This window comes from Bacteroides sp. BFG-606 (assembly GCF_024788145.1).
GTDB lineage: Bacteria > Bacteroidota > Bacteroidia > Bacteroidales > Bacteroidaceae > Bacteroides > Bacteroides vicugnae.
The window spans coordinates 3152800-3175587 of record NZ_JANUIL010000001.1; the positions used below are offsets into that span (position 1 = coordinate 3152800).

Consider the following 22788-nt stretch of genomic DNA (forward strand, 5'->3'; position numbering starts at 1 on the left):
GATATGAAAGATGAATTATACCTTAACGGCAAAGATGCCTACACTACTTGGGGAATTAGTATGGATGATACCTCATTGTCAGAATTAATGACACCTGTTTCTAATAAAGTGTTTATTGAGAATGAAAGTAGATTAGAACACGGAAAACAAGTTATTGTGACGAAATCTAAACTGGATACAAGAAACTTGACTCTTAACATAAACTTGGTAGCTTCCAATGAACAGCAGTTTTTTGAAAGGTACAATAGCTTTTGTGAAGAATTGGCTACAGGAATGCTTGAAGTTAGAACTAAGTATCAACCGAATGTTGTGTACAGGACAATATATCAATCGTGTAGCCAGTTTAGTCAGTTTATGCGTGGTATTGGCAAGTTCACTCTTAAACTTTATGAACCAAATCCTAATGATAGAACAATATGATAGTAGATATTAAAGATGTAACCGGAAATATTCGTTTTTCTACTCCAATAAACAAGGGATCAAAGCGTAAATTCACGTTGATGCAAGAAGACTATATAACTTTAAAGTTCTCTTTGGATAATCCTGTTTATTTCAATTTAGGAGATGGAATAGATAATGAATTGGGGATATTTGAACTTATAGATCTTTACAAACCTGTTTATAATGCAGAAACAGGAGGGTATGATTACGAACTGCGTCTTGATGCTTATTATTGGAAATGGAAGAATAAAAAGTTTTTCTATACTCCAAAGAATACAGGAAGAGAAGCTGGATGGAACATGACAGCTACTCTTGAAACTCATTTAAAAGTATTTATTGACAACTTGAATGCTCTTGGCTATAAATTCAGGGATCAGGAGTTTATTTCTAAAATAGATGATACAGTAGAGCAATCTTCCAAACTCGTATCTTATGATAATACGAATCTGATTGACGCACTTACCCAAATGGCGGAGACATGGGAGTGTGAATGGTGGATAGAAAATCATGAGATTTGTTTCGGGCGTTGTGAATATAGTTCTCCTGTTGATTTTAAGGCTGGCAACCTGACGGATACCGAGAATGTGAATGTCAACAGCATGACACGCAGTGACAGCCAGACAACTTATGCGACTCGTATTTACGCTTTTGGTTCTACACGTAATATACCTGCCAGTTATCGGAAAAACTTGATATTTGACGTAAAAGAGGTCAACGGGAGAAATATATCCGACACGGAAAGACCTCTTAATATAATTTTTTTCCCTGATAGGGTAGTGCACAATGAAGAATATCATCTTAGGGAGGACTTTTCAGGTTCGTATCTTTTTGATGTTCCAGAACGTCTATCTGAAACTTTAATAGCGGGTAAAGTTGATGGAGGAACATATAAAGTTGTTAGTAATGGTATAAAACAAGAGATTCATTGCTGGCATTTTAAGTCTCCAGATGGAGTCGGATTTCCAATTCAGGAAAAGATACCTTTATTACCAGGAAATTATGTATTTAAGGCTTTTTTAAAATATCGCATAAATGGTGTTGAGAAAGAAATCTCTATCGGTAATCAAACAGTTTATATAGAAAGAAATCAACAATCGGAGTACTCTGTTATATTTAGTCTACCTAGTATCTTAGAAGTGGAAAAAGATGCACAAGATTTCAAAATAATGACTTATATAAGTGTACCTTCTTATGACATTTTTTATGGATATCTTTATTCTCACACTCAATACGACATTGATCTGATAAATGGTTCATCTGCTAATACTTCGGTGATGTTTCTTTCGGGTACGAACATAGGGAAATCTTTTGATGCTGTTTATAATCCTGATTTGTTGATCGGAGATGCTGCTAATGTAATCCGCTTACCAGAAGGAGTGACTGTCTCTTTAGGTGATAGATATACTATCGGAAACATTATCAAAGGTAAAGTTCCTGTAAGTTATTTCACTAAAGATGATAACGAACTCACTTTGAATGGCGTTGTTCAGAAGCGTCTTATGCTTCCTGCGAATATCCCTTATGTGGATGCATATCGTTACAGTTCAGCAGGTGAACGTATAGATATTGGTGATGAACATTATGACGATTCGGATAACGTTGAAATGCCAAAAGAAGAAGTAATTGAAGAGATTGTGACTTTTGAGGATGAATATCCTAAATACATTGGCAATACCGTGAATGTTCCTGAACCTGAATGGATAGAAGAAGGCACAGAAGTTGCGAAACCAAGTGGCAACAAGTATCCTATTTATACTTTTAAGGATACTGGTATAAAGAACTTCAACAAAGAAGATTTTGTAATAGACGAGCTTCGTTTGATTTTTCAAACAGGAAAGTTGTCAGGAATGGACTTTGCCTTGGATGTGAAAAAAAGTGATGATACTGGAACCACTTTTCAAATTATCCGTAATGACAATTATGGACGTAATCTTCCAGATGATAAACTTTTCCCTCAAGCTGATCATATTGAAAATGGGGAAGATGTCCCGGCTGATACCTATGTTCTTTATGGATTTGATACAGCGTTTATTTCTGAACAGATGTTACCTGCTTCAGAACAAAAGTTGTTTGAAACAGCAAAAAGGTATGTAAAAAAATCGATGATTGATCCGTCTACTTATAATTGTGAAATGGTTCCGGAATTTATCTACAACAACGGTAATCTCCGTACATTTGAGGTTGGAGACAAAGTGAACCTTATCAATAAGGCATATTTTAAGAATGGCCGTCAATCTCGTGTTATCGGATTTGAATGGCCTTTGGATATTCCTTACGATCATCCTATTTATACTGTTGGCGAAACTGCTGCCTATTCTCGTTTGGGAGCAATTGAAAGTAAAGTGGATTCTTTGACTTATAAAGGACAGACATATAGTGGAATTAGTGTAAATGGAGGAGGTGGAACTAGTGTCTACGTGATTGGAGTCAACGATAAAACTTTGCCATCAGATAGAAATACATTTTCTTCAAAAAGAATTATTAATGAGATCAGGGAGCGTGCTTTAAGTAAAATTAATGACGATGAAGCTACCGGGTTAATTAGTTTTTCTAAAGGATTAATTTCTGAAGAACTGATAGAAGCTAACAACGGTCTTGTTGTTCGTAAACAGGAAATTATAGAAGTTTCTCCAATGGCTTTAGTGGAAGAAGATGATGCTTTGGTGGAAGAGTTATCTGTGAAAAGTGATGTTATGACTTTTGGGGAAATAACTAATGTGAGTAAAGAAGCAGATGAAATATCGGAAACAAATGACTTGATAGTTCGTCTTTCAGGAGCTTCAGAGTGGACGGTTGACACAACATTATTTTCAAATGTTTCGAAATTGATGGATGAGGTCTTTCCATTTGCTATGACTTTCACTGGGGGAGCTACGTATGAGAAAGGTAGCGTGCAAACGGTAAATCTTTCTTGGAACTATGATCGGAATATCATATCCCAATCTATTAATCGAGAAACGATTGCGGTTGATGTGCGTACAAAGCAATATGAAGGTATTGTTACTGATACAACTTATATTTTGTCGGCTATATTTGATGGACAAACTTATACAAAATCGACTTCTGTTGAATTTAGATTGAAAAAGTATTATGGAGTTTCTGTTCGTGAAATGCTTACTGATGAAGAAGTATTGGCTTTATCCAGTCTATGGGCGGGGCGTGCGCAAGCTTCTACTGTGTTTGATTGTACAGGTGGTAAATATCCTTATTACATTTTACCTACATCGATGGTAGCTGGCATTCAGTTTTGGATTGGAGGATTGCGTAATTCTGATTGGATAGAGGAGATTCGGGAGATTACTAATGCTTATGGATATACGGAGAGTTATACAGTTTTTAGGTTAAACAGCATCCAGACGGGTGTATTAAATATAGAAATAAAATAATGGCAATATTGAGTAACGGTAAGTTTTATGGCTTCCTTTGTTCTGCTAAAGAAACCGGGCAGAAACTAGCAAATGGAGTGAAAGAATATGTGGAAGATTTTGTGTCAGGATTTGCAGGGCATGGGTGGAAGATATGGGAATATGTCAAAGGCAAATGGATGTTGGAAATAGACTCGATTCGTGTTCGCGGACAGTTTACTGTATTCGAAATGCTGATCAGTAAAGTGAGGGCTATTATTGGCGCACAAGCTATAACACAAGGTTGTGGGAAGGTAAAGGCTGTTGAATTATCGAAAGATGGAACTGCTTATCTTATCACACTGGAAGATGCTGATATGAGTTTTATGGAACATGACTTTATCCGTTGTCAGGAGTTTACCGGAAGTCAGAAGGTTTATCATGTTGAGATAGAATCAGTAGCAGATGGAATCATTCGGGTTCCTTTATCTGAATTTGATTTGGATGAAGAGGGGATAGTACTGAATCCACCGGCTCCGGGAGATGATATTGTGCAATTCGGTAATAGTTCGCACGATGAGAAATATGTAGGTCGCCATTCTGCTATTTATATGCATGCTAACGAAGGATTGCAACCGGCTATTGATGTGTTGGATGAAATTTATTCAAAAGATTGGTCAGATTGCTTGAAAGTTCGTTTGGGAGGAGATATTCCAGGTGGTGATGGAGCGAGAGGATTTTATAGTGTGAATGGAATGATAAAGGGAATTGATAAATCAGGACATACTACTTATTGCTTATATCCGGATGGTACTGCTGAATTGGGAGATAAATCAGCTTTGTTCAAACCAAATAAGTCTGGATATATTGCTGGAGGAGCAATTGCTTGGGAATTGAATGAGGAGGAACTGGAATACGTTTGTACAATGAAAGGTGTTGTACTGACTTGGGACAATCTGGATAATGATGCAAAAGAAAATCTAAAAGGAGAGCCGGGTAAAGATGGTCTTGATATTGTTTGGAAAGGAGACTCTTCAACTCCTCCTGCCAATCCTCAAAAGAACTGGGCATATCGGGATACGGATAATGGTCAGGTTTATATCTATACTGGTGCAGTATGGGCTTTAATGGTTACAGATGGCAACGACGGGGTGGATGGTACGAATGGTGAACCTGGTGCGGACGGTGAAGATGGAATGAGGGTATACATAACCTATAATGACAGTGAAAAGGAACCGGCAAAACCAGTTGGAGACGGCACAACAGAAGGTTGGCATACCAATGCAACTGCGTCTGTTATTTGGATTTCGCAGAAAGTAGCGAAGAATGTTACTGATGGAGAATGGGGAGAAGCTATAAAAATTAAAGGGGAGCCTGGAAAGGATGCAAATCTTCTTTCGTGGATTGAGAAATGGAACGGCTATGCAACAGAGTTAGGGGAAGATTATATTGTAACTCCTAAAATGTTTAGTGGGGTACGTTCTTCTGATAGAAAATTGACTGGCATTGTACAAGGCAAAGACTGTCTTATAGATAAAGAAGGAAATAAACATTCTGGAATTTTTGCTTTAGTGGATGATGAAATCGTTTTTGAACTTGACCCGATAAATAAGAAGTATAAGTTTAAGGGAGAGGTAATTGCGGATAGCGGAACTTTTAATGGGACAGTGAATGCTGATAAAGGCACTTTTAAAGGGACGATAATTGCGGAAAAAGGCTCTATTGGTGGTTTTGAAATTACAAGTGGTCGCATAGGTTCTGAAGTGAATACAGAATATGGCGGCGGACAGCTTGCGATATATAATAACCTTATTCGTGTAGGAAACAGTGATAGTTATTCGTTATTAGGAGGTGATACAATTCCTGGTACAGCGGGTGGAGCTTACACTTCAACGTGCAGGTTCACTAATAATACTAAAAATGATTCATACAATGGTGCTAATTATGGTATGATGATAAATGTGAGCGGAGCGAAAAGAAATTATGGGATCAAATCAGATGCGCCCATAGTTGCTACTTCGTGCATTGGAATGAAAATAGCCAGACCCATATATTGGATAAATGGCAGCTCTGACGATGGTAAGGATTTTGATTTTTCAAAATACAGCGTTTATTTACTTGCATCTAATCGCAATATGAGTTTAAACCTTCCAACCGAATCAACCGTCGCATCTTATTTTGGTTTAACATCACTCCCTGGTGATTTTTCAGTAATGTTCACTCTTCATATAAGACCTTGGTCCTATGACATAACAATTAATAACGTATATGATTGGAATGCGAATTTGATTAATGTAACAATGGTTAAAGGAGATACTCTCACGCTTCTTATTAGTAAATATGATGGATTTCGGTACGATGTACTAAACAGGCAAGATTAGTAGAGTATATATGGAACTAAACGACTGGCTAACTATACTCGGAGCTTTAGGAGGTTTGGAAGCAATCAAGTGGATGGTTAACTTTTACGTTAATCGGAAGACTGACGCAAGGAAAGAGGATGCAGCGGCAGATGCGGCAGAGAATGAGAATGAACGTAATCAAGTTGCCTGGTTGGAGGAACGTATTGCTCAACGGGATGCGAAGATTGATGCTATTTATGTTGAACTTCGAGAGGAGCAATCTGCTCATTTGGAAGATATACATAAAAGATATGTGGCAGAATTGCAACTTAAAGAAGCAGAATTGAGTAGATGCGATTTATGGGAATGTCTGAAAAGAATTCCACCTAAATTTAAAAATAGAATAAAGGAGGTGCAACAATGAAAGTATTGATTGATAACGGACATGGTGAGAATACTCCCGGTAAGCGTTCACCGGATGGAAGATTGAGAGAATGGGAATATACAAGAAGGATTGCTGGTATGGTAATAATCGGATTGAGAAATAAAGGGATAGATGCCGAAAGGATCGTTAAAGAAATGGTAGATATACCTTTATCTGTACGATGTAGGCGTGCAAATACGATTTATAGAGAAACCGGAGGTAATGCTATATTAGTTTCTATCCATTGCAATGCTGCCGGTTCCGGTTCAGATTGGCTGTCTGCGCATGGATGGAGTGTATTTGTATCTAATAATGCATCAGTGAATAGCAAGAGCTTGGCTGTATGTTTAGGGGAAACAGCTATTAAAAAAGATGTTTTTGTTCGTCAGCCAATGCCCGGACAATTATTCTGGATGCAAAATCTTGCTATATGTCGGGATACAGTTTGTCCGGCTATACTGACGGAGAACTTCTTTCAAGATAATAAGGAGGATGTCGAATATTTATTATCTGATGAAGGTAAACTAATGGTTACACAAATTCATGTGGATGGAATAATAGATTACTTGAAAAAAAATAAGAGATGAAGCTACTTCCATGCATATTGTTTATTCTTATCACGTTGGGGGGATGGTTGAGCTCTTGTAGAACCCAATATATTCCTGTCGAGACGATAAGAACCGAATACCGGGCTCGTGATAGTATCCGATATGACAGCATATATCATCGTGACAGTGTATATGTGATAGTGAAAGGAGATACTGTATGTGAGTATAAATACAAGTATTTGTATAGATATCAGTACGTAAACAGAACAGATACTTTAATGAAGGTAGATTCGATACAGATTCCTTATCCGGTGGAGAAGCAACTGTCTAAATGGCAACAGTTCAAACTGGATTTTGGAGGTACTGCCATGTTGGTGATGATTATAATTGTGATAGTAAAATTGAAAAACTTAAAAATGTAGTAGATATGAGTGAAGAATTGAAAGGAACAAATATATATGCTCCTATTGTTCCGGGCACTGATGAAGATAAATATCCAACCCATGATAGTAAATATGGTAAGGGAGGATATAAGGAAGTCTCAACGTTGGAAGAACGTGATTCTCTTCCTGAAGAGCGTCTTCGCGTAGGTTGTAAAGTTTATGTAGTATCAGAGGGTAAAGAGTATCATTATAAAGGTGATGGTGAATGGGAAGAGTCCAAAGGAGTAGCTAAATTGAGCGAATTGGAGGATGTTGAATTTACAGAAGATCCCCGGAATGGTTCTGTCTTAGTTAAGCAGGATGATAGGTGGATTCCCGCATCGGAGATGTTTATTCCCACTGGAGAAATGACGGACGGTACTACTATTAAGACATTTGATGATTTAGTTGGCTTTATTGTTTCCATGTCAGGAGGTGATAAGGTGCAACGTAATATTCGTGTGGTAAATAACTTGGACTCAAAAAACCTGTCTGCCAGTAAAGGAGATCCATGTATTTTAGATTTAACATTCGTATCTCAGGAACGATATAGTATTAGTGACCCTTACGAAAATACGGGGGAGAGAGGGCTGTTACAAATATCTGTTAAAAATACAGTAAATTCCGAGTACGTAGTAGTCAAGGAGATGTATATACCTTCTGCCGTTTCGATTAAGGTTGACATTGCAGAGTATTTGTCTTCGGGTGCAAATAACGTCATGGTGAAGGTTACCGGAGAAGTGACAGAGGAATCAACCCCGGCTTTTGTATATACAGTGCAACTTACTTCACTATCCATAAGTGCTGATAACTTTAAATGGTGGACCGCTTATACCGGTTATATCACTTTACCATTAAACATTGGCGGTAACATTGCTAAAACTTTATATGTCAACGTTACAGGAAACGGCTATAATGAATCTTATCAGGTTCCTCTGGGCACGTCCATATATACTGAAACCGCATATAATTACTCTGTTGTCCATCCGGGAACTACGGGAGTATATAATATATCCGCATATATTTCCAACTTGGACGGGACAATTAAAACAAAGACTGTCTCATTCAACGTAATCTGTGCTGTGGCCGGAGAACAAGCTAAACTTATTGCAATAAATAATGTCCTCCAGAAGGCTACTAACTGGACCGAGAATATCTTATTTGACTATTCCATGTATGACGGGGACAATGTCAACACTTCCGCCCGTTTCATCATTACACAAAATGATGAAAGCGTATTTACTTCCAATGAAGATTCTATTGCCTGCTCAACCAAACATACGTTTTCATTCCCTATGGAAATTGAGACTATGGATAATTCCGATTTTGAAATAGTTACGCACATTCATGACGATAACGGAACGGAATTAACATTTTCCATCACCTTTCCGGTCAACAACTCCCTGGGATATTCCGCAACTGCCGGAGCCGTATTTTATATGAACCCCAAAACTCGTTCTAACCGGCAGGGAAACAGGCAAGAGATTGTCAATGAGATCGACGGTACTGTAATCGACGGTCTTTGGGAGAACATGAACTGGGGTAATGACGGATGGCAGTCGGACGAAGACGGGAACAGAGCGCTTCGGTTAATGGCTGGTTCATTGCTGGAGATGAACTATGCCCCTTTTTCTGCAGAGTGTGCCCGTACTGGAAAAACATTTGAAATAGATTATAAGATTGACAATGTTACCGATTATTCCGAACCTGTCATTACCATCTCCAGTCCTTCCGGAGATTCGTTTGTCGGACTTAATATTTATGCGGACGATATCATTATGCATACTCAATCTTTAAAAGAGGATAGCGTACAGAGTCTGCATACTTTTGAGGGAAAACGTACACGGCTGACATTGACTGTTCTACCAAACGCCTATGGTCATAGTGAACTAAACCTTTGTATCTTGTATATTAATGGCAGAAAGAATCGCGAATTTACCTATGAGGATAACGATTACTTTGCCCATTCCGGCAATATTGTAATAGGATCGGATTATGCCGATGTGGATGTTTATGGTATCCGTGAATATAATTCAGGTCTGACATCACAGGGTGTTCTAAGAAATCTCATCAACTGGCTGGTCACCACTGATTCAAAGTTACAGGAAACGGAAGATAATGACATTCTTGACTCACATGGTTCAGAAATAGACTTTGAGAACACGAAGGATCAATTCAATGTATTGGTGTTTGACAATACAATTCCATCTATGGCCGACCAGACACAACGTATCGGTAATCTTGAAGTTCTTTTCTATGACCACCCGGAATGGAATGTCACAATCAGTAACGTAACCGGCAAAGGTCAGGGTACATCATCCATGAAATACTGGATATGGAATACCCGCTATCAGCTTGACAAGAAACTGTCCGTTATAATCTATGCTGACGGCACAACTTCAAAAGCCGGTGCCAAATGGTCAATGACACCGAATCTCCCGGCAGGGCGCAAATTTACTGCCAAGAAAAATTACGCTTCCTCTATGCAGTCTCATAAAATCGGTGCTGTTAACTCTTACACTGATTTAGTACGCGAAGTCGGTATTCTTAATGAAGCGATGCAGAACGATGAGAAAGTTCGTGTATCAGTATGGGAGGCACCTTTTGTCTGCTTTGAAAAACAAACTAACGATGAAGGGGAAATAGTATATATCTTCCGTGGTTTGTATACGTTCGGTCCTGATAAGGGAGATGCGGACACTTTCGGCTATAATACGGATACATACCCTGACATGATAAGTATCGAAGGTTCGGACAACTCTCCATTATGCACTCTTTTCCGCGTTCCCTGGAATCCGGATAAGCCTTATATCGTTTATAATGAAGATAAAGAAGCCTGGCAATACAACGGTGCGAATTCATGGAATTTTGCGGCAGGAACAACTGAAAACATCTCACGATTCATTCCGGCATACAACATTGTATATCAGTGTTCCCCGAGGTTGCGTCCCTTCAATGGAACGCTGGAAGAACTGAACGCCCGACTTGCCGATTACAAGAATGAGCCTTATGAATTCTGGATTGCTAAACAGGATGACATTAATCAATACAACGTTTACTACTTTGAGTCGGCAGAAGGTAGATTTATGCCTTCTGATATCGGAGAAGGGCAAATAAACTTAGTCACTCAACTGGCGGGTAATGGTTACGGCTTATCCGCGTCCGATCTTACAGGAAAGAGCAATGACGAGCTGAACGCCCTGTTTATTAACGCTCGTATATCCAAATTCCGATTGGAAGCTCCTTTGTATTGGGAGATTGACGACTGCTTGTTTTTCATGAATAATGTAGAGTTCAATGCCGGTACTGACGAACGTGCAAAAAATACGTACCCCTACTGTTTCGGTACCATAACTTCCAAGTGGCGATGGCGTGTAGACGATGCGGATACTCGTTTCGATACAACGAATCGCGGTCTTCCTGATAAAAAATATAGCGTTGAAACGCACGACTTGGATGAAACCGGAGCTGCAATATGGAATGGCGAGACGAACAATTTCTTTAACTTGATGGAACTCGCTTTCCCGGAAGAGAAGATTGCCAGTATGCGCAAGTCTATGACGGGTATGCAAGCTTTAGGAGGATTGAAATCTGGTAATGACCTTGAAAAAATTTACGCATTTTATCAAAAGTACTTTTTCGACCAGGCACAGGAATACTTTCCTGCAAATGCCTTCAATGCTGATGCGAAGTACTGTTATGAATATGGTAAACTAGCATACAATGAAGGACGATATTCAAATGATACGGACCCGATCACACAATCATTGGGCGATCATTATCTTGCTGAACAGCGATGGGTCACGAAGCGTATCTTATATATGATGTCAAAATATTCGTTCGGGTTATTCTCCGCGAATGGAACGGACACCATTACAGTTCGTGCAGCCGGAAATACCATAACGTACCGGCTGACCCCTGCAATGGATATGTACCCGGCAATTGCCAACGGCACATCCATTATACGTGGAGAAAGGACGAAAGCGGGTGAAGTATGTGAAATGGAAATAGAACTGTCCGGCTCCGGTGACCAACAAAATGCGATACAGGGAGCTTCTTATTTGCAAGATATAGGAGACTGGCACAATAAGAATGTAACCGGCTCCATGATTATCCAGGGACGTATGCTTCGTGATATACGCTTGGGGCATAAAACAGAGCCTGTTGTTATCAGCATTTCGTCTTTAACCATTTCGAACTGCGTATCATTGCAAAAGTTGATATTATCTAATATTGCAACTCTTAGCGGAAACTTAAATTTGTCGGCTTGTACACATCTGAAGGAAGTATATGCTGATGGAACCTCTTTATCTCAAATTAAGCTGCCTAATGGTGGTGGTCTTGAATTGATTGAGTTCAGTGCGCATAACCAATATCTATTATTATCCAATTACCCCCTTCTTACAAACGACGGGGTTAAAATAGAATTATGCAAACCGGTTCTTAGCGACTTCTTCATTGTTGACTGTATCCAAATGCGACCGATGGAATTACTTGTCAGCATTATGGATGCACAGGCAGAGCAAGGTACCGCCCATGCCCTTAAACGTATTAGAGCTGTCGGTTTCGAGGAATCGTATGAAGATTCATTGATACTAGAAAAACTGGTGGATTTGTCGGATGGTACATATAGCGGTTTGAGCAGTGAGGGATTGTCCGGTGAGGATGACCTTCCGGTGCTTGACGGCACACTTAATATCAATGCGAGTGCATATAAAGATACGGTTGAATCTTTGCGGGAAACGTTCAAGAAACTAGCCTTGAACATATCTGGAGACTTTTATACCCGTTTTATGGACAATTTAGTACAATCATTATGTGCGGCACATTTTGGTGATGGGATAGGTACAAGCGAGAGACAAATGGGAGAGGTTACTGAATTGGGAAATGTTTTTGTGGGAAAAGAAATTAAGTCTTTCAATGAACTTGTATTATCTAAAATTACTTCTTTGACTAACGAGTTTATAGGATGTTCCAGGTTAGACACCATAACTCTTCCTGATACATTGAAGATATTAGCGACATCTGCTTTTACAGGAAGTAGTATTGTTTTAGATTTATCAGACTGCTCGTATATTACAAATCTGATTATTGACTCCGATGACATAATTGAAGCAATGCCGGACCCTACTGATAATCTTGAAAGCGTAACTTATAATAGTGGTTCCAGTAAAATAAGAATGGTTGGGTATTCTAAGGCCGTATTGAAAATAAATAACGAAGATGAAATAATAGATTTTTGGGTGGAGAACTGTGATAAAAACAGGCATACGCTTTCAACATTGGATTCAATTTATTCAAAAAGTGGTCATGCACTTCGATATATTAGAGCGATAGGTTTTGAAGAGAATTTTTATGGAGATGGTTCGATTCTAAACACTCTTGTTGCATTTGCAGAAAATGATTATCATGGGATTAATCAAGAAGGAAATAGAGATGACAGTATCATCCCTGTTCTAGCAGGAGAATTGCATTGTTCTGCTAATTATTCTCCGGATAAACTTTATAGCTTAAAAAGCTATTATCCAAATATATTATTTAATATGACCGGAAAGGCATATATTGATTTCAAAGATTCCACTGTAAAGAATATGTGTGTAGCTAGTTGGGGTAGCAATGGTGAGTTAACTGTCGAACAAGCTGCTTCGGTAACCAATTTAGGTACTAAGTTCAAAGGGAACTCGGTTATTACGTCCTTTGATGAACTTAAATACTTTACTGGTTCAAAAGCAATCCCTAATGATCCAAATTCTATTGGATTGCCTTATGGAGCTTTTGCTGATTGTACTAACCTAGAAAATGTAACATTAATGCCCAACATTAAGCATCTTGAAGGAGCTGTCTTTGCCGGATGTATATCTCTCAAACACATGACGATACCCAGTTCAATAGAAGTAATAAATAATAATCTGTTTTATAATTGTACATCACTAAAAACAGTTAATATCCCGTCAGGCTTAACCATTACTAAATTTCCTTCAGATATATTCAATAATTGTGTGTCCCTAACATCATTGATAGTAATTCTTGAAAAAATCACATCCATTGGTATGAGGGCATTCATGAATTGCCGTTCATTGGCTGGTGTAAAGATGTTGGGAACTATTCCACCTACACTTGATTATGCTGTATTTGAAGGTGCAACTTTTCCGATATACGTCCCCCAAGAAGCTGTTAATACATATAAATCAGCTTCCGGGTGGACCTCTGTATCTTCTAGGATTGTAGGATACTAATTTTCTACCAATTATATAATATGAAAACATCAAATGGTCAATATTCAATAATTCTGGATGCTAAAGAAGTCCAACCAGATGCAGACTTATATGCATCAACTGCTCCTCCTGGGGACATATATTGGGAATGTCGTATCATTAAATACGCCATATCCAAGTGTCGGAGGGGTAGTTCCCTTCATTTTTACACCTTTTAATGAATGGCAATTCATAAAGGCAGCCTGTCCAATTGATGTTACAGTGTTTGGTATTTCTATTAATGATGTCAGTGAAGAACAACCCTTAAACAATCCAGCAGGGAATTCCTCTGGCATATATGTGGATGGAAGTTCTACCGTTAATAAAGATGTGCAGCCGTCAAAAATAGAATTATTTATTTTTTCAATTGTGTTTGGTATTGTTACATGTTTGAGAGATATGCATCCTGCAAACACGACACCTTCAAGATGTTTAATATTGGGCATCAATGTTATACTTTCTAGGTTTACACAGTTTTGGAAGGTTCCATAAGACAGGCCAATTACAGTGTAACCAGTATATACAATTTCTGAATTAACAAAGTATTTAAGTTCATCAAAGGACGTAATAACCGAGTTCCCTTTGGACTTGGTAATAAAATGTAAATTAAAATAAAATGGAACAAAGAAGAATTTTCATAGGAGACAATATTCCTAGTTTTCACTTGATCGCTTCGGAAGGAAAAGTCCTGCAGCGAGTATCTGATGGCAATATTTTTGGCCCTGAAATATATTTAGGGTACACTTATTATCTTGATGGAGAAAGGCTTGCAGAGCCATTATTAGAGTTGCCGGAACATTATATTGAGATAAATGCTCCAGAGGAATATATAAATGAGGTCATCAGTTAATCCATATTGTATTCGGATTACCTGATATTAGATTCTTCAAAACATAACATAAAATTGGAAAATAAGCCGCAAAATCTGCGGCTTATTTTCCAATTTTAACCGCAACTTTGTCTATAACTCCAATTAAATAGCTATTTTTGTGGAAAGAACCAATGATCTGTTTATTCATGAAATAGAAAATTGGACGTCGTTCAGATGGAATGCTGCTTGTTTGTCGGAGCCGATAGCTCGGACAAACAAAGCTATCGGATATCTTTCTGTGTCATCTTCAGAAATAGAGGGAATCATATTAAATACTGCGGAAGTACGTTCTTCCGTCGCACGGAAATTAGGTGTAGCTGTACCTGATACAAAAGAACCGACACATTGTATTGACGGATTTCCACTATATATAGAGGACAAAAGACAATAGAAGAAAGAATATCTTCATTGGACAAAATACGTTTTGAACAAAATGAAATGTCGATTGAAGATATTGTATATAAGTATTTTGCATATCTCATTGAATAATTATTTTATGATATAAAGAAACCCATGTTGAAAATATTAGTAACCTACGCCGTCCAAGGCGAATTTGTAGAGATTAAATGGCCGGATGTAGAACCTTATTACATTCGTACAGGTATTGGAAAAGTAAAATCAGCTTTTCATCTGGCAGAAGCAATCCGCCAGGTACAACCAGACTTAGTACTCAATATCGGAAGTGCCGGAACAGTCAACCATCAGGTAGGAGATATCTTTGTCTGCCGTAAGTTCGTAGACCGTGATATGCAGAAAATGAAAGAGTTCGGATTGGAGTGTGAGATTGATTCATCGGCCTTGCTCGAAGAAAAAGGTTATTGCAAGCACTGGACAGAAGAAGGAATCTGCAACACGGGAGATGGCTTCCTCACCGAGTTGACCCATGTTAGCGGAGATGTCGTAGACATGGAAGCCTATGCACAGGCATTCGTTTGCCGTTCGAAAGAAATTCCGTTTATTTCCGTGAAATATGTGACTGACATTATTGGTCAGAACTCCGTGAAACATTGGGAAGATAAACTTGCCGATGCCCGACAGGGACTATCACATTACTTCAATGTCTTGAAAGAAAGAATATGATAAGTGACTCCTGCGGCAATCAGTCCCAGGAGAATCTTTACCCATATCAGAGGAATCAGGAAGAAAATGCAATAAAGCATAGTTCCCCACATCAGCACGAGCGAGATTACTTTGGCTCGAAGAGGGATCGCCTTGTTTTCGCGGTAATTGCGGATATAAGGACCGAAGTGCCGATGATTGAGCAGCCAGTTATATAGTCGGGGAGACCCTTTGAAATAAAGGGCAGCGGTGAGTAACAGAAAAGGGGTAGTAGGCAGTAACGGCAGAAAGATGCCGAGGATGCCGAGTGCAAGAGATATACTACCTAAAACAATATACAGAGTTTTCATGCGGCAAAGATAGTGCAAAAAAAGGGAAAAAATAACACTCTTTGCTGAATGAAAACTCTATTTTATATTACCTTTGTCGTTGCATCGAGGTGACATTAGATGCGTGTAACTATTAAAATACATACACCCATGTTTACAGTAATCAAACGCATGGAGATCTCGGCTTCTCATAAGCTGGTACTCCCGTATCGCAGTAAATGCGCCAGTTTACACGGTCACAACTGGATTATTACCGTCTATTGCCGTTCTATGCGGCTCAACTCCGAAGGAATGGTGGTAGATTTCACTCGTATCAAAGAAGTGGTCATGGAAAAACTCGACCATCAAAATCTGAATGAAGTACTTCCGTTCAATCCCACAGCAGAGAATATCGCCCGGTGGGTGTGCAAACAGATTCCCCAATGCTATAAGGTAGAGGTGCAGGAATCGGAAGGAAACATAGTCATCTATGAGAAAGATTCCGCCAGCGCAGAAGGACAAGAGTAGCAAATTAAACAAGTATGACGATGAGAAAGATTAATGAAATCTTTTACAGTTTGCAGGGCGAAGGTTACCACACCGGAACTCCGGCCATCTTCGTGCGTTTCTCCGGCTGCAACCTGAAATGTGACTTTTGCGACACACAACACGAAGAAGGGACCATGATGACCGATGAAGAAATTATCACCGAAGTGAAAAAATATCCAGCCGTTACCGTTGTCCTCACAGGTGGCGAACCTTCCTTATGGATAGACGACCAATTGATCGACCTTTTGCATCAGGCCGGTAAATATGTGACCATCGAAACCAACGGTACACACCCCTTACCGGCATCTATCGACTGGGTGACCTGCTCACCCAAACAAGGGGCAAAACTGGCAATCGACCGGATGGACGAAGTGAAAGTTGTCTATGAAGGACAAGATATAAGTATTTTTGAACTACTTCCTGCCGAACATTTTTTCCTCCAGCCTTGTTCTTGTAATAACACTGCTTTGACAGTGGACTGTGTAATGCGACATCCCAAATGGAGACTCAGCCTGCAAACACACAAATTAATCGACATCCGTTGAACAAAATAAACGGGTGATACGGAGGAAGCTTAAATTATTACATAATATAGTTATGAAAGTAGGTTTGTTTATTCCTTGTTATATCAATGCTATTTATCCCAATGTGGGAGTGGCATCGTATAAGTTATTGAAAAGTTTGGGAGTAGACGTCGATTATCCGTTGGATCAGACCTGTTGCGGACAACCGATGGCAAATGCCGGTTTTGAAGACGAATCGATGAAATTGGCACTCCGTTTTGACGATTTGTTCCGGAAGTATGATTACATAGTCGGTCCTTCCGCCAGTTGTGTGGCCTTTGTGAAAGAGAATCATCCGGGCATCTTAGAGAAAGAAGGACACGCTTGTCAGAGCGCGGGAAAGATTTATGACATTTGTGATTTTATTCATGATGTACTGAAGCCTTCCAAGATTCCTGCACGCTTTCCCCATAAGGTTAGTATTCACAATAGTTGTCATGGGGTGCGTGAATTGTTAATTTCGGCTCCCTCCGAACTGAATATTCCTTATTACAATAAATTGCGTGATTTGCTCGATCTGGTTGAAGGAATCGAAGTTTTCGAACCCAGCCATATTGACGAGTGTTGCGGCTTTGGCGGAATGTTTGCCGTGGAAGAGCAGGCAGTCTCCGTCTGCATGGGGCGTGATAAGGTGAAAGACCACATGGCCACCGGAGCCGAATATATTGTCGGAGCGGACAGTTCCTGCCTGATGCACATGCAAGGTGTTATCAAACGGGAGCATCTGCCTATTCAGATTATCCATATTGTAGAAATTCTAGCGTCGCAATCATGAGTACAAAACATTCAAAGGCTGCCGAGAAGTTCTTGCAGGACAGCAAGATGGCAGCATGGCATAATGAGACCCTTTGGATGGTCCGTGCCAAAAGGGATAAGATGAGCAAGGAAGTTCCCGAATGGGAAGAGTTGCGCAACAAGGCTTGCGAACTGAAACTATATTCCAACAGCCACCTCGAAGAACTTCTGCTGGAGTTCGAGAAGAACGCTACCGCCAACGGTGCCATTGTGCATTGGGCAAAAGATGCCGATGAATACTGCGCCATTGTCTATGAGATATTGAATGAACATAATGTGCATCATTTCATCAAGAGTAAATCCATGCTTGCCGAAGAGTGCGGACTGAATCCTTTCCTGATGGAGCGGGGCATTGATGTCGTAGAGTCCGATTTGGGCGAACGCATCCTGCAACTGATGCATCTCGAACCGAGTCACATCGTACTGCCTGCCATCCACATCAAACGGGAACAGGTAGGCGAACTTTTCGAAAAGGAGATGGGAACCGAGGAAGGAAACTTCGACCCTACCTACCTGACTCATGCGGCACGTAAGAACCTGCGACCTCTCTTCCTGAATGCCGAAGCCGCTATGACAGGGGCCAACTTTGCCGTAGCTTCAACCGGTGACATCGTAGTCTGCACGAATGAGGGAAACGCTGATATGGGTACTTCCTATCCGAAATTGAACATCGCCGCTTTCGGTATGGAAAAGATTGTTCCGGATTTGGATGCACTGGGCGTATTCACTCGATTGCTTGCCCGTTCGGCTACCGGACAACCGGTGACCACCTACACTTCCCATTACCGCCGTCCCCGCGAAGGCGGTGAATATCATATCATCATTGTAGATAACGGCCGAAGTACATTGCTTTCCAAGCCCGATCATATCAAGACACTGAATTGCATCCGTTGTGGTGCGTGTATGAATACCTGCCCGGTATATCGCCGGAGTGGGGGATACTCTTATACCTATTTCATTCCCGGACCTATCGGTATCAATCTGGGCATGGCTCACGATCCGGAGAAATATTATGATAATCTTTCTGCCTGCTCCCTGTGTATGTCCTGCTCTGATGTTTGTCCGGTGAAAGTTGATTTGGCCGAACAGATTTACAAGTGGCGTCAGGATTTGGACGGACTGGGAAAAGCCAATACAGGAAAGAAGATCATGTCCGGCGGCATGAAGTTCCTGATGGAACGTCCGGCATTGTTCAATGCTGCTTTGTGGGCGGCTCCGGTAGTAAACGGTCTGCCCCGTTTTATGAAATACAACGATCTCGACGATTGGGGAAAAGGGCGTGAACTGCCGGAATTTGCCAAAGAGTCGTTCAATGAAATGTGGAAGAAAAACAAAGTACAGGGAAAGGAGGAATCCAAATGAGCAGCAGAGAAGAGATATTAGCCAGTATTCGCAAGAATACGCAAACTCGTTATGATAAACCGGATATTGCGGATATGAAACGATTGTCGTATCCTGATAAGATAGAACAATTTTGTGCAATCAGTCGTGCGGTGGGTGGCACAGCAGTGGTATTGGGCGAAGGAGAAGATGTGAATGCGGTCATACGTCGGACTTATCCGGATGCTATGCGCATTGCTTCCGTCTTACCGGATATTTCCTGCGCGACATTCAATCCTGACAATCTGGATGATCCGAAAGAGTTGGATGGCACCGATGTAGCCGTAGTGAAAGGAGAAATAGGAGTTGCCGAGAACGGAGCTATTTGGATACCGCAGACGGTGAAATATAAAGCTATTTATTTTATCTCGGAGAAGCTGGTTATCCTGCTCGACCGGAATAAAATAGTGGATACCATGTATGATGCCTACCGCGAACTGGATGGACAGGAATATCAATTCGGAACATTCATCTCCGGTCCTTCAAAGACTGCCGACATTGAGCAGGCATTGGTGATGGGAGCACATGGGGCACGGGACGTATTAGTGATATTAATCTAGTGTTTTAAAACAGAGGCTCTATTGGTAGGAAGTAGAGCCTCTGTTCGGTATAAACAGAACTTCTGTTTATTGTAAATAGAGCCTCTGTTCCGGTCCGTTCATAGAAGAGTAGTCAAATGTTTAAATTTAAATGATATGTATGCCAATAAAGTAAAGAAAATAGCCGCCGTTCATGACCTTTCGGGAATGGGACGCGTGTCTCTCACTGTCGTTATTCCTATTCTTTCATCCATGGGCTTTCAGGTTTGTCCGCTTCCTACGGCTGTATTATCCAACCATACGCAATATCCCGGTTTCTCCTTCCTCGACCTGACGGACGAAATGCCGAAGATTATTGCCCAGTGGAAGAAACTGGAGGTGAAGTTTGATGCTATCTACACCGGATATCTGGGCTCTCCGAAACAGATTCAGATTGTTTCTGATTTTATCAAGGACTTTCGCCAGCCGGATAGCCTGATAGTTGCCGATCCGGTGTTGGGAGATAACGGCCGGCTGTACACTAACTTTGATAGGAAGATGGTGAAAGAAATGCGCCACCTGATAACCAAAGCAGATGTGATTACTCCCAATCTGACGGAATTATTTTATTTATTGGATGAACCCTATAAAGCAGACAACACGGATGAAGAGCTGAAAGAATATCTTCGCCTTTTGTCTGATAAAGGTCCGCAAGTGGTTATCATAACCAGTGTCCCCGTGCATGATGAACCCCATAAAACGTCTGTCTACGCTTATAACCGTCAGGGAAACCGCTACTGGAAAGTGACCTGTCCTTATCTGCCTGCACATTATCCCGGTACGGGAGATACTTTTACAAGTGTCATAACCGGCTCTTTGATGCAGGGAGACAGCTTGCCGATGGCATTAGACCGTGCCACTCAATTTATCCTGCAAGGAATCCGTGCCACTTTCGGGTATGAATATGACAATCGGGAGGGTATTCTGTTGGAGAAAGTACTTCACAATCTGGATATGCCGATACAGATGGCCAGTTATGAATTGATTTAATCTTTTACATTCACAAATTTTTGTCCTATTCGAATTTGACGGTTATTTCCACTGATTTATTGCCATAAATCCAGTCCGGACCTTCCTGAATCAGGCGGATGGCTTCCTTGTCGGAAGATTCGCAGAGGCTCTCTTTTACTTTGATGTAGAAGGGACGCCCTTCCTTGTTAACTAGGAAAGTTAATACCACTTTCCCTTTCACTTGTGCGCATTTTTCATCCGTCGGACGAACCAGATTCTCCTTCAGGTACTTCTGATATTTGCGTTTACCAATCACGGGTTGCGGAGTAATATCTTTGTCTGCCTGCTCCTTAGCCGTCACGACGGTTGTCGACTTCTTATTTTTATTTGTTCCGTATCCCACTACCACCACTTCGTTAAGCGTTTGTTTGTTTTCGTTCATGGCAATGAGCATTGTCTGGCTCGTATCTACCGGAATTTCTACCGGATCGTATCCGATGAACTGCGCTGTCAACTGTTTTTTACCTTCCTTTTTAACCAGCGAAAACTCCCCGTTCATATTCGTAATGGTTCCGATATTTGTCCCTTTATATGCCACACTGGCCCCGATGATCGGTTCTCCTTTTTCATTGGTCACTTTTCCCTGAATAATGTTACTGTTGGGAATAGTCACCACTTTAGCCATTCTCATTTTCTTGTCGGAAGCGGACTCGGAAGTATCCATTGTTGCTGCTACCTCTTGCAATTCAGCAGGCTGCTCCAAGGCTTCCTCCATCATCGGTTCTATTACTGCGGATGCACTTTTAGCGGTAGGAGCAGTTTGTTTTTTGGCAATCATATCCTTTTTATCCGCTTGTTTCACAGCAATTTCGGAAATAGGGGTAGAATCCGTTTTTACCTTTGTGGCAGCCAGTGCGATTTCCTTTCGCGGGGTTGCAGGAGCTGCCGGAGTCGCCGGATTTGTAGGAGTTGCCGGTGTTGCAGCTTCAGGCAACTTTGCAGGAACAGACTCTTCAGCGATAAACACTTCATCTGTCATGCTCTTTTTCAGGAACAGGAAATAACTGCTGATACCGAATCCGATAATCAGACACGCAGCGATACTCCAGGTGATAGCATAAGTGTTCTTTTTCTTTGCCGAATGAGCAGAAACCTGCATCCGCAGTTTCTCGATCCGTTGTTCGTGATTTCCCTCCACTTGGTTGTATCCCTCCATAGCATCAGCCAGGAAAGGGTCTTGCATCGACTCTTTTTCCAGCCGGTGTGCTTCTTTTCCTTTGCGGAGTCCTCGTATGTAGTCCAATAGTTTCATAGGGCTTGTTTCTTAATACAAATTTTTAAGTTTCGCTTTCCGTTTTGGATATAGCTTTTCACATTGTTCAGAGTAAATCCGGTCTGTTCCACAATGTCGGCATACGACATTTCTTCTAAAAAGAAATGCGTAATGCTGGTCCGTTGTTCTTCGGGCAACTTTTCGAGACAGTGATGTAATGCCTTTAGTTGTTCCTCCGAACTTTCCTCCTCACTTAATAGATGCAGAAATTCGTCGGATTCCATAACATTAACGGTATAATCTAACGTAATTTCTTTATTTTCCTTTCGTAAAAGTTGCAGGCAATGATTCTTTGCCACCCGGTAGAGCCATGGCTTGAACACTTTTATCTCATAATTTCCCAGTTTAGGCAATAAATCTTCAAACAACTGCATGACCGCCTCCTGTGCCCGGTCTTCATCATGCAGATATTTCAGGCAAAGTCCGTATAGTAACGGGATATATCGGTTATATAATTCGCCGAAATATTCCGTATCACCGGACTTCGTATAATGTATTAGTAATTCCTCGTCCGATAGTTTTAATATTTTTCTTTTGAAAAACAACATCTATTGATTGCCAAAGATAGAGATTGAGACTAAAAATAACAACTGTAAGACTAAAAATAAAAAAAAGTTTGATGCTTT

General features: G+C 40.5%; 20 protein-coding genes. 16 read left to right on the forward strand and 4 right to left on the reverse strand.

What is annotated here, in order from left to right; all coding sequences use genetic code 11:
• Positions 1-3 precede the first annotated feature (3 nt).
• Genes NXV01_RS11440 through NXV01_RS11470 form a run of 7 tightly spaced genes read left to right on the forward strand, consistent with a single transcriptional unit; the run spans position 4 to position 13757 of the window.
• A complete protein-coding gene (locus NXV01_RS11440; RefSeq protein WP_148364448.1) occupies positions 4-420 on the forward strand; it encodes a phage tail domain-containing protein in 417 nt (138 codons plus the stop codon).
• On the forward strand, positions 417-3827 hold the full coding sequence (locus NXV01_RS11445; RefSeq protein WP_259022486.1) for a hypothetical protein: 3411 nt from the start codon (positions 417-419) through the stop codon (positions 3825-3827). Before NXV01_RS11440 ends, NXV01_RS11445 begins: the two co-directional genes overlap by 4 nt.
• Positions 3827-6166, forward strand: a complete 2340-nt coding sequence (locus NXV01_RS11450) for a DUF3672 domain-containing protein (protein ID WP_217723166.1) — start codon at positions 3827-3829, stop codon at positions 6164-6166. The genes NXV01_RS11445 and NXV01_RS11450 overlap by 1 nt, the downstream gene beginning before the upstream one ends.
• A 10-nt stretch (positions 6167-6176) precedes the next feature.
• A complete protein-coding gene (locus tag NXV01_RS11455) occupies positions 6177-6551 on the forward strand; it encodes a hypothetical protein (RefSeq protein ID WP_148364449.1) in 375 nt (124 codons plus the stop codon).
• The gene (locus NXV01_RS11460; protein WP_148364450.1) at positions 6548-7138 is read left to right on the forward strand and encodes an N-acetylmuramoyl-L-alanine amidase; all 591 of its coding nucleotides are present in this window, start codon (positions 6548-6550) and stop codon (positions 7136-7138) included. The genes NXV01_RS11455 and NXV01_RS11460 overlap by 4 nt, the downstream gene beginning before the upstream one ends.
• On the forward strand, positions 7135-7521 hold the full coding sequence (locus tag NXV01_RS11465) for a hypothetical protein (protein WP_258979785.1): 387 nt from the start codon (positions 7135-7137) through the stop codon (positions 7519-7521). The genes NXV01_RS11460 and NXV01_RS11465 overlap by 4 nt, the downstream gene beginning before the upstream one ends.
• 5 nt (positions 7522-7526) lie before the next feature.
• A complete protein-coding gene (locus tag NXV01_RS11470) occupies positions 7527-13757 on the forward strand; it encodes a leucine-rich repeat domain-containing protein (RefSeq protein ID WP_259022487.1) in 6231 nt (2076 codons plus the stop codon).
• Between the two features lie 95 nt (positions 13758-13852).
• Here NXV01_RS11470 and NXV01_RS11475 read toward each other — a convergent pair whose 3' ends face one another.
• Complete coding sequence (locus tag NXV01_RS11475; RefSeq protein ID WP_409012952.1) at positions 13853-14371, reverse strand: leucine-rich repeat domain-containing protein; 519 nt, start codon at positions 14369-14371, stop codon at positions 13853-13855.
• 20 nt (positions 14372-14391) lie between these two features.
• Here NXV01_RS11475 and NXV01_RS11480 point away from each other — a divergent pair, with 20 nt between their 5' ends.
• The 3 genes from NXV01_RS11480 to NXV01_RS11490 all read left to right on the forward strand — a co-directional run bounded on the left by NXV01_RS11480 (position 14392) and on the right by NXV01_RS11490 (position 15726).
• Positions 14392-14625 carry a hypothetical protein gene (locus NXV01_RS11480; RefSeq protein ID WP_259022489.1) on the forward strand — a complete coding sequence of 78 codons (234 nt, stop codon included), beginning with the start codon at positions 14392-14394 and terminating at the stop codon, positions 14623-14625.
• A gap of 139 nt (positions 14626-14764) precedes the next feature.
• Positions 14765-15037, forward strand: coding sequence for a DUF4172 domain-containing protein (locus tag NXV01_RS11485; protein WP_259022490.1), 273 nt, complete (start codon positions 14765-14767; stop codon positions 15035-15037).
• A 122-nt stretch (positions 15038-15159) separates the two neighbouring features.
• On the forward strand, positions 15160-15726 hold the full coding sequence (locus NXV01_RS11490; RefSeq protein WP_217723164.1) for a nucleosidase: 567 nt from the start codon (positions 15160-15162) through the stop codon (positions 15724-15726).
• On the opposite strand, the gene NXV01_RS11495 is transcribed toward NXV01_RS11490, so the two are convergent.
• A complete protein-coding gene (locus NXV01_RS11495; RefSeq protein WP_004301938.1) occupies positions 15696-16055 on the reverse strand; it encodes a YbaN family protein in 360 nt (119 codons plus the stop codon). The two genes, NXV01_RS11490 and NXV01_RS11495, sit on opposite strands and share 31 nt — an antisense overlap.
• A 129-nt stretch (positions 16056-16184) precedes the next feature.
• Here NXV01_RS11495 and NXV01_RS11500 point away from each other — a divergent pair, with 129 nt between their 5' ends.
• The 6 genes from NXV01_RS11500 to NXV01_RS11525 all read left to right on the forward strand — a co-directional run bounded on the left by NXV01_RS11500 (position 16185) and on the right by NXV01_RS11525 (position 20868).
• Positions 16185-16541, forward strand: coding sequence for a 6-carboxytetrahydropterin synthase (locus NXV01_RS11500; protein ID WP_117936628.1), 357 nt, complete (start codon positions 16185-16187; stop codon positions 16539-16541).
• 20 nt (positions 16542-16561) lie between these two features.
• On the forward strand, positions 16562-17107 hold the full coding sequence (locus tag NXV01_RS11505) for a radical SAM protein (protein ID WP_117936630.1): 546 nt from the start codon (positions 16562-16564) through the stop codon (positions 17105-17107).
• 52 nt (positions 17108-17159) lie between these two features.
• On the forward strand, positions 17160-17900 hold the full coding sequence (locus NXV01_RS11510; protein WP_148364457.1) for a (Fe-S)-binding protein: 741 nt from the start codon (positions 17160-17162) through the stop codon (positions 17898-17900).
• Entirely contained in the window at positions 17897-19282 is a 1386-nt protein-coding gene (locus NXV01_RS11515; protein WP_195650570.1) for a lactate utilization protein B, read from the forward strand. The genes NXV01_RS11510 and NXV01_RS11515 overlap by 4 nt, the downstream gene beginning before the upstream one ends.
• Positions 19279-19860 carry an LUD domain-containing protein gene (locus NXV01_RS11520; RefSeq protein WP_195650569.1) on the forward strand — a complete coding sequence of 194 codons (582 nt, stop codon included), beginning with the start codon at positions 19279-19281 and terminating at the stop codon, positions 19858-19860. Before NXV01_RS11515 ends, NXV01_RS11520 begins: the two co-directional genes overlap by 4 nt.
• A gap of 135 nt (positions 19861-19995) precedes the next feature.
• Entirely contained in the window at positions 19996-20868 is an 873-nt protein-coding gene (locus NXV01_RS11525; RefSeq protein ID WP_148364460.1) for a pyridoxamine kinase, read from the forward strand.
• A 25-nt stretch (positions 20869-20893) separates the two neighbouring features.
• On the opposite strand, the gene NXV01_RS11530 is transcribed toward NXV01_RS11525, so the two are convergent.
• Together NXV01_RS11530 and NXV01_RS11535 are read right to left on the reverse strand one after the other, a co-directional pair.
• Positions 20894-22141, reverse strand: a complete 1248-nt coding sequence (locus tag NXV01_RS11530; protein WP_259022491.1) for a carboxypeptidase-like regulatory domain-containing protein — start codon at positions 22139-22141, stop codon at positions 20894-20896.
• Positions 22138-22710, reverse strand: a complete 573-nt coding sequence (locus NXV01_RS11535) for an RNA polymerase sigma factor (RefSeq protein ID WP_259022493.1) — start codon at positions 22708-22710, stop codon at positions 22138-22140. The genes NXV01_RS11530 and NXV01_RS11535 overlap by 4 nt, the downstream gene beginning before the upstream one ends.
• Positions 22711-22788: the final 78 nt, after the last annotated feature.

Bases quoted from the DNA above. Each gene is read 5' to 3' on its own strand.
- NXV01_RS11440 (WP_148364448.1), top strand. From the start codon at position 4: ATGAAAGATGAATTATACCTTAACGGCAAAGATGCCTACACTACTTGG.
- NXV01_RS11445 (WP_259022486.1), top strand. From the start codon at position 417: ATGATAGTAGATATTAAAGATGTAACCGGAAATATTCGTTTTTCTACT.
- NXV01_RS11450 (WP_217723166.1), top strand. From the start codon at position 3,827: ATGGCAATATTGAGTAACGGTAAGTTTTATGGCTTCCTTTGTTCTGCT.
- NXV01_RS11455 (WP_148364449.1), top strand. From the start codon at position 6,177: ATGGAACTAAACGACTGGCTAACTATACTCGGAGCTTTAGGAGGTTTG.
- NXV01_RS11460 (WP_148364450.1), top strand. From the start codon at position 6,548: ATGAAAGTATTGATTGATAACGGACATGGTGAGAATACTCCCGGTAAG.
- NXV01_RS11465 (WP_258979785.1), top strand. From the start codon at position 7,135: ATGAAGCTACTTCCATGCATATTGTTTATTCTTATCACGTTGGGGGGA.
- NXV01_RS11470 (WP_259022487.1), top strand. From the start codon at position 7,527: ATGAGTGAAGAATTGAAAGGAACAAATATATATGCTCCTATTGTTCCG.
- NXV01_RS11480 (WP_259022489.1), top strand. From the start codon at position 14,392: ATGGAACAAAGAAGAATTTTCATAGGAGACAATATTCCTAGTTTTCAC.
- NXV01_RS11490 (WP_217723164.1), top strand. From the start codon at position 15,160: ATGTTGAAAATATTAGTAACCTACGCCGTCCAAGGCGAATTTGTAGAG.
- NXV01_RS11495 (WP_004301938.1), bottom strand. From the start codon at position 16,055: ATGAAAACTCTGTATATTGTTTTAGGTAGTATATCTCTTGCACTCGGC.
- NXV01_RS11500 (WP_117936628.1), top strand. From the start codon at position 16,185: ATGTTTACAGTAATCAAACGCATGGAGATCTCGGCTTCTCATAAGCTG.
- NXV01_RS11505 (WP_117936630.1), top strand. From the start codon at position 16,562: ATGAGAAAGATTAATGAAATCTTTTACAGTTTGCAGGGCGAAGGTTAC.
- NXV01_RS11510 (WP_148364457.1), top strand. From the start codon at position 17,160: ATGAAAGTAGGTTTGTTTATTCCTTGTTATATCAATGCTATTTATCCC.
- NXV01_RS11515 (WP_195650570.1), top strand. From the start codon at position 17,897: ATGAGTACAAAACATTCAAAGGCTGCCGAGAAGTTCTTGCAGGACAGC.
- NXV01_RS11520 (WP_195650569.1), top strand. From the start codon at position 19,279: ATGAGCAGCAGAGAAGAGATATTAGCCAGTATTCGCAAGAATACGCAA.
- NXV01_RS11525 (WP_148364460.1), top strand. From the start codon at position 19,996: ATGTATGCCAATAAAGTAAAGAAAATAGCCGCCGTTCATGACCTTTCG.
- NXV01_RS11530 (WP_259022491.1), bottom strand. From the start codon at position 22,141: ATGAAACTATTGGACTACATACGAGGACTCCGCAAAGGAAAAGAAGCA.
- NXV01_RS11535 (WP_259022493.1), bottom strand. From the start codon at position 22,710: ATGTTGTTTTTCAAAAGAAAAATATTAAAACTATCGGACGAGGAATTA.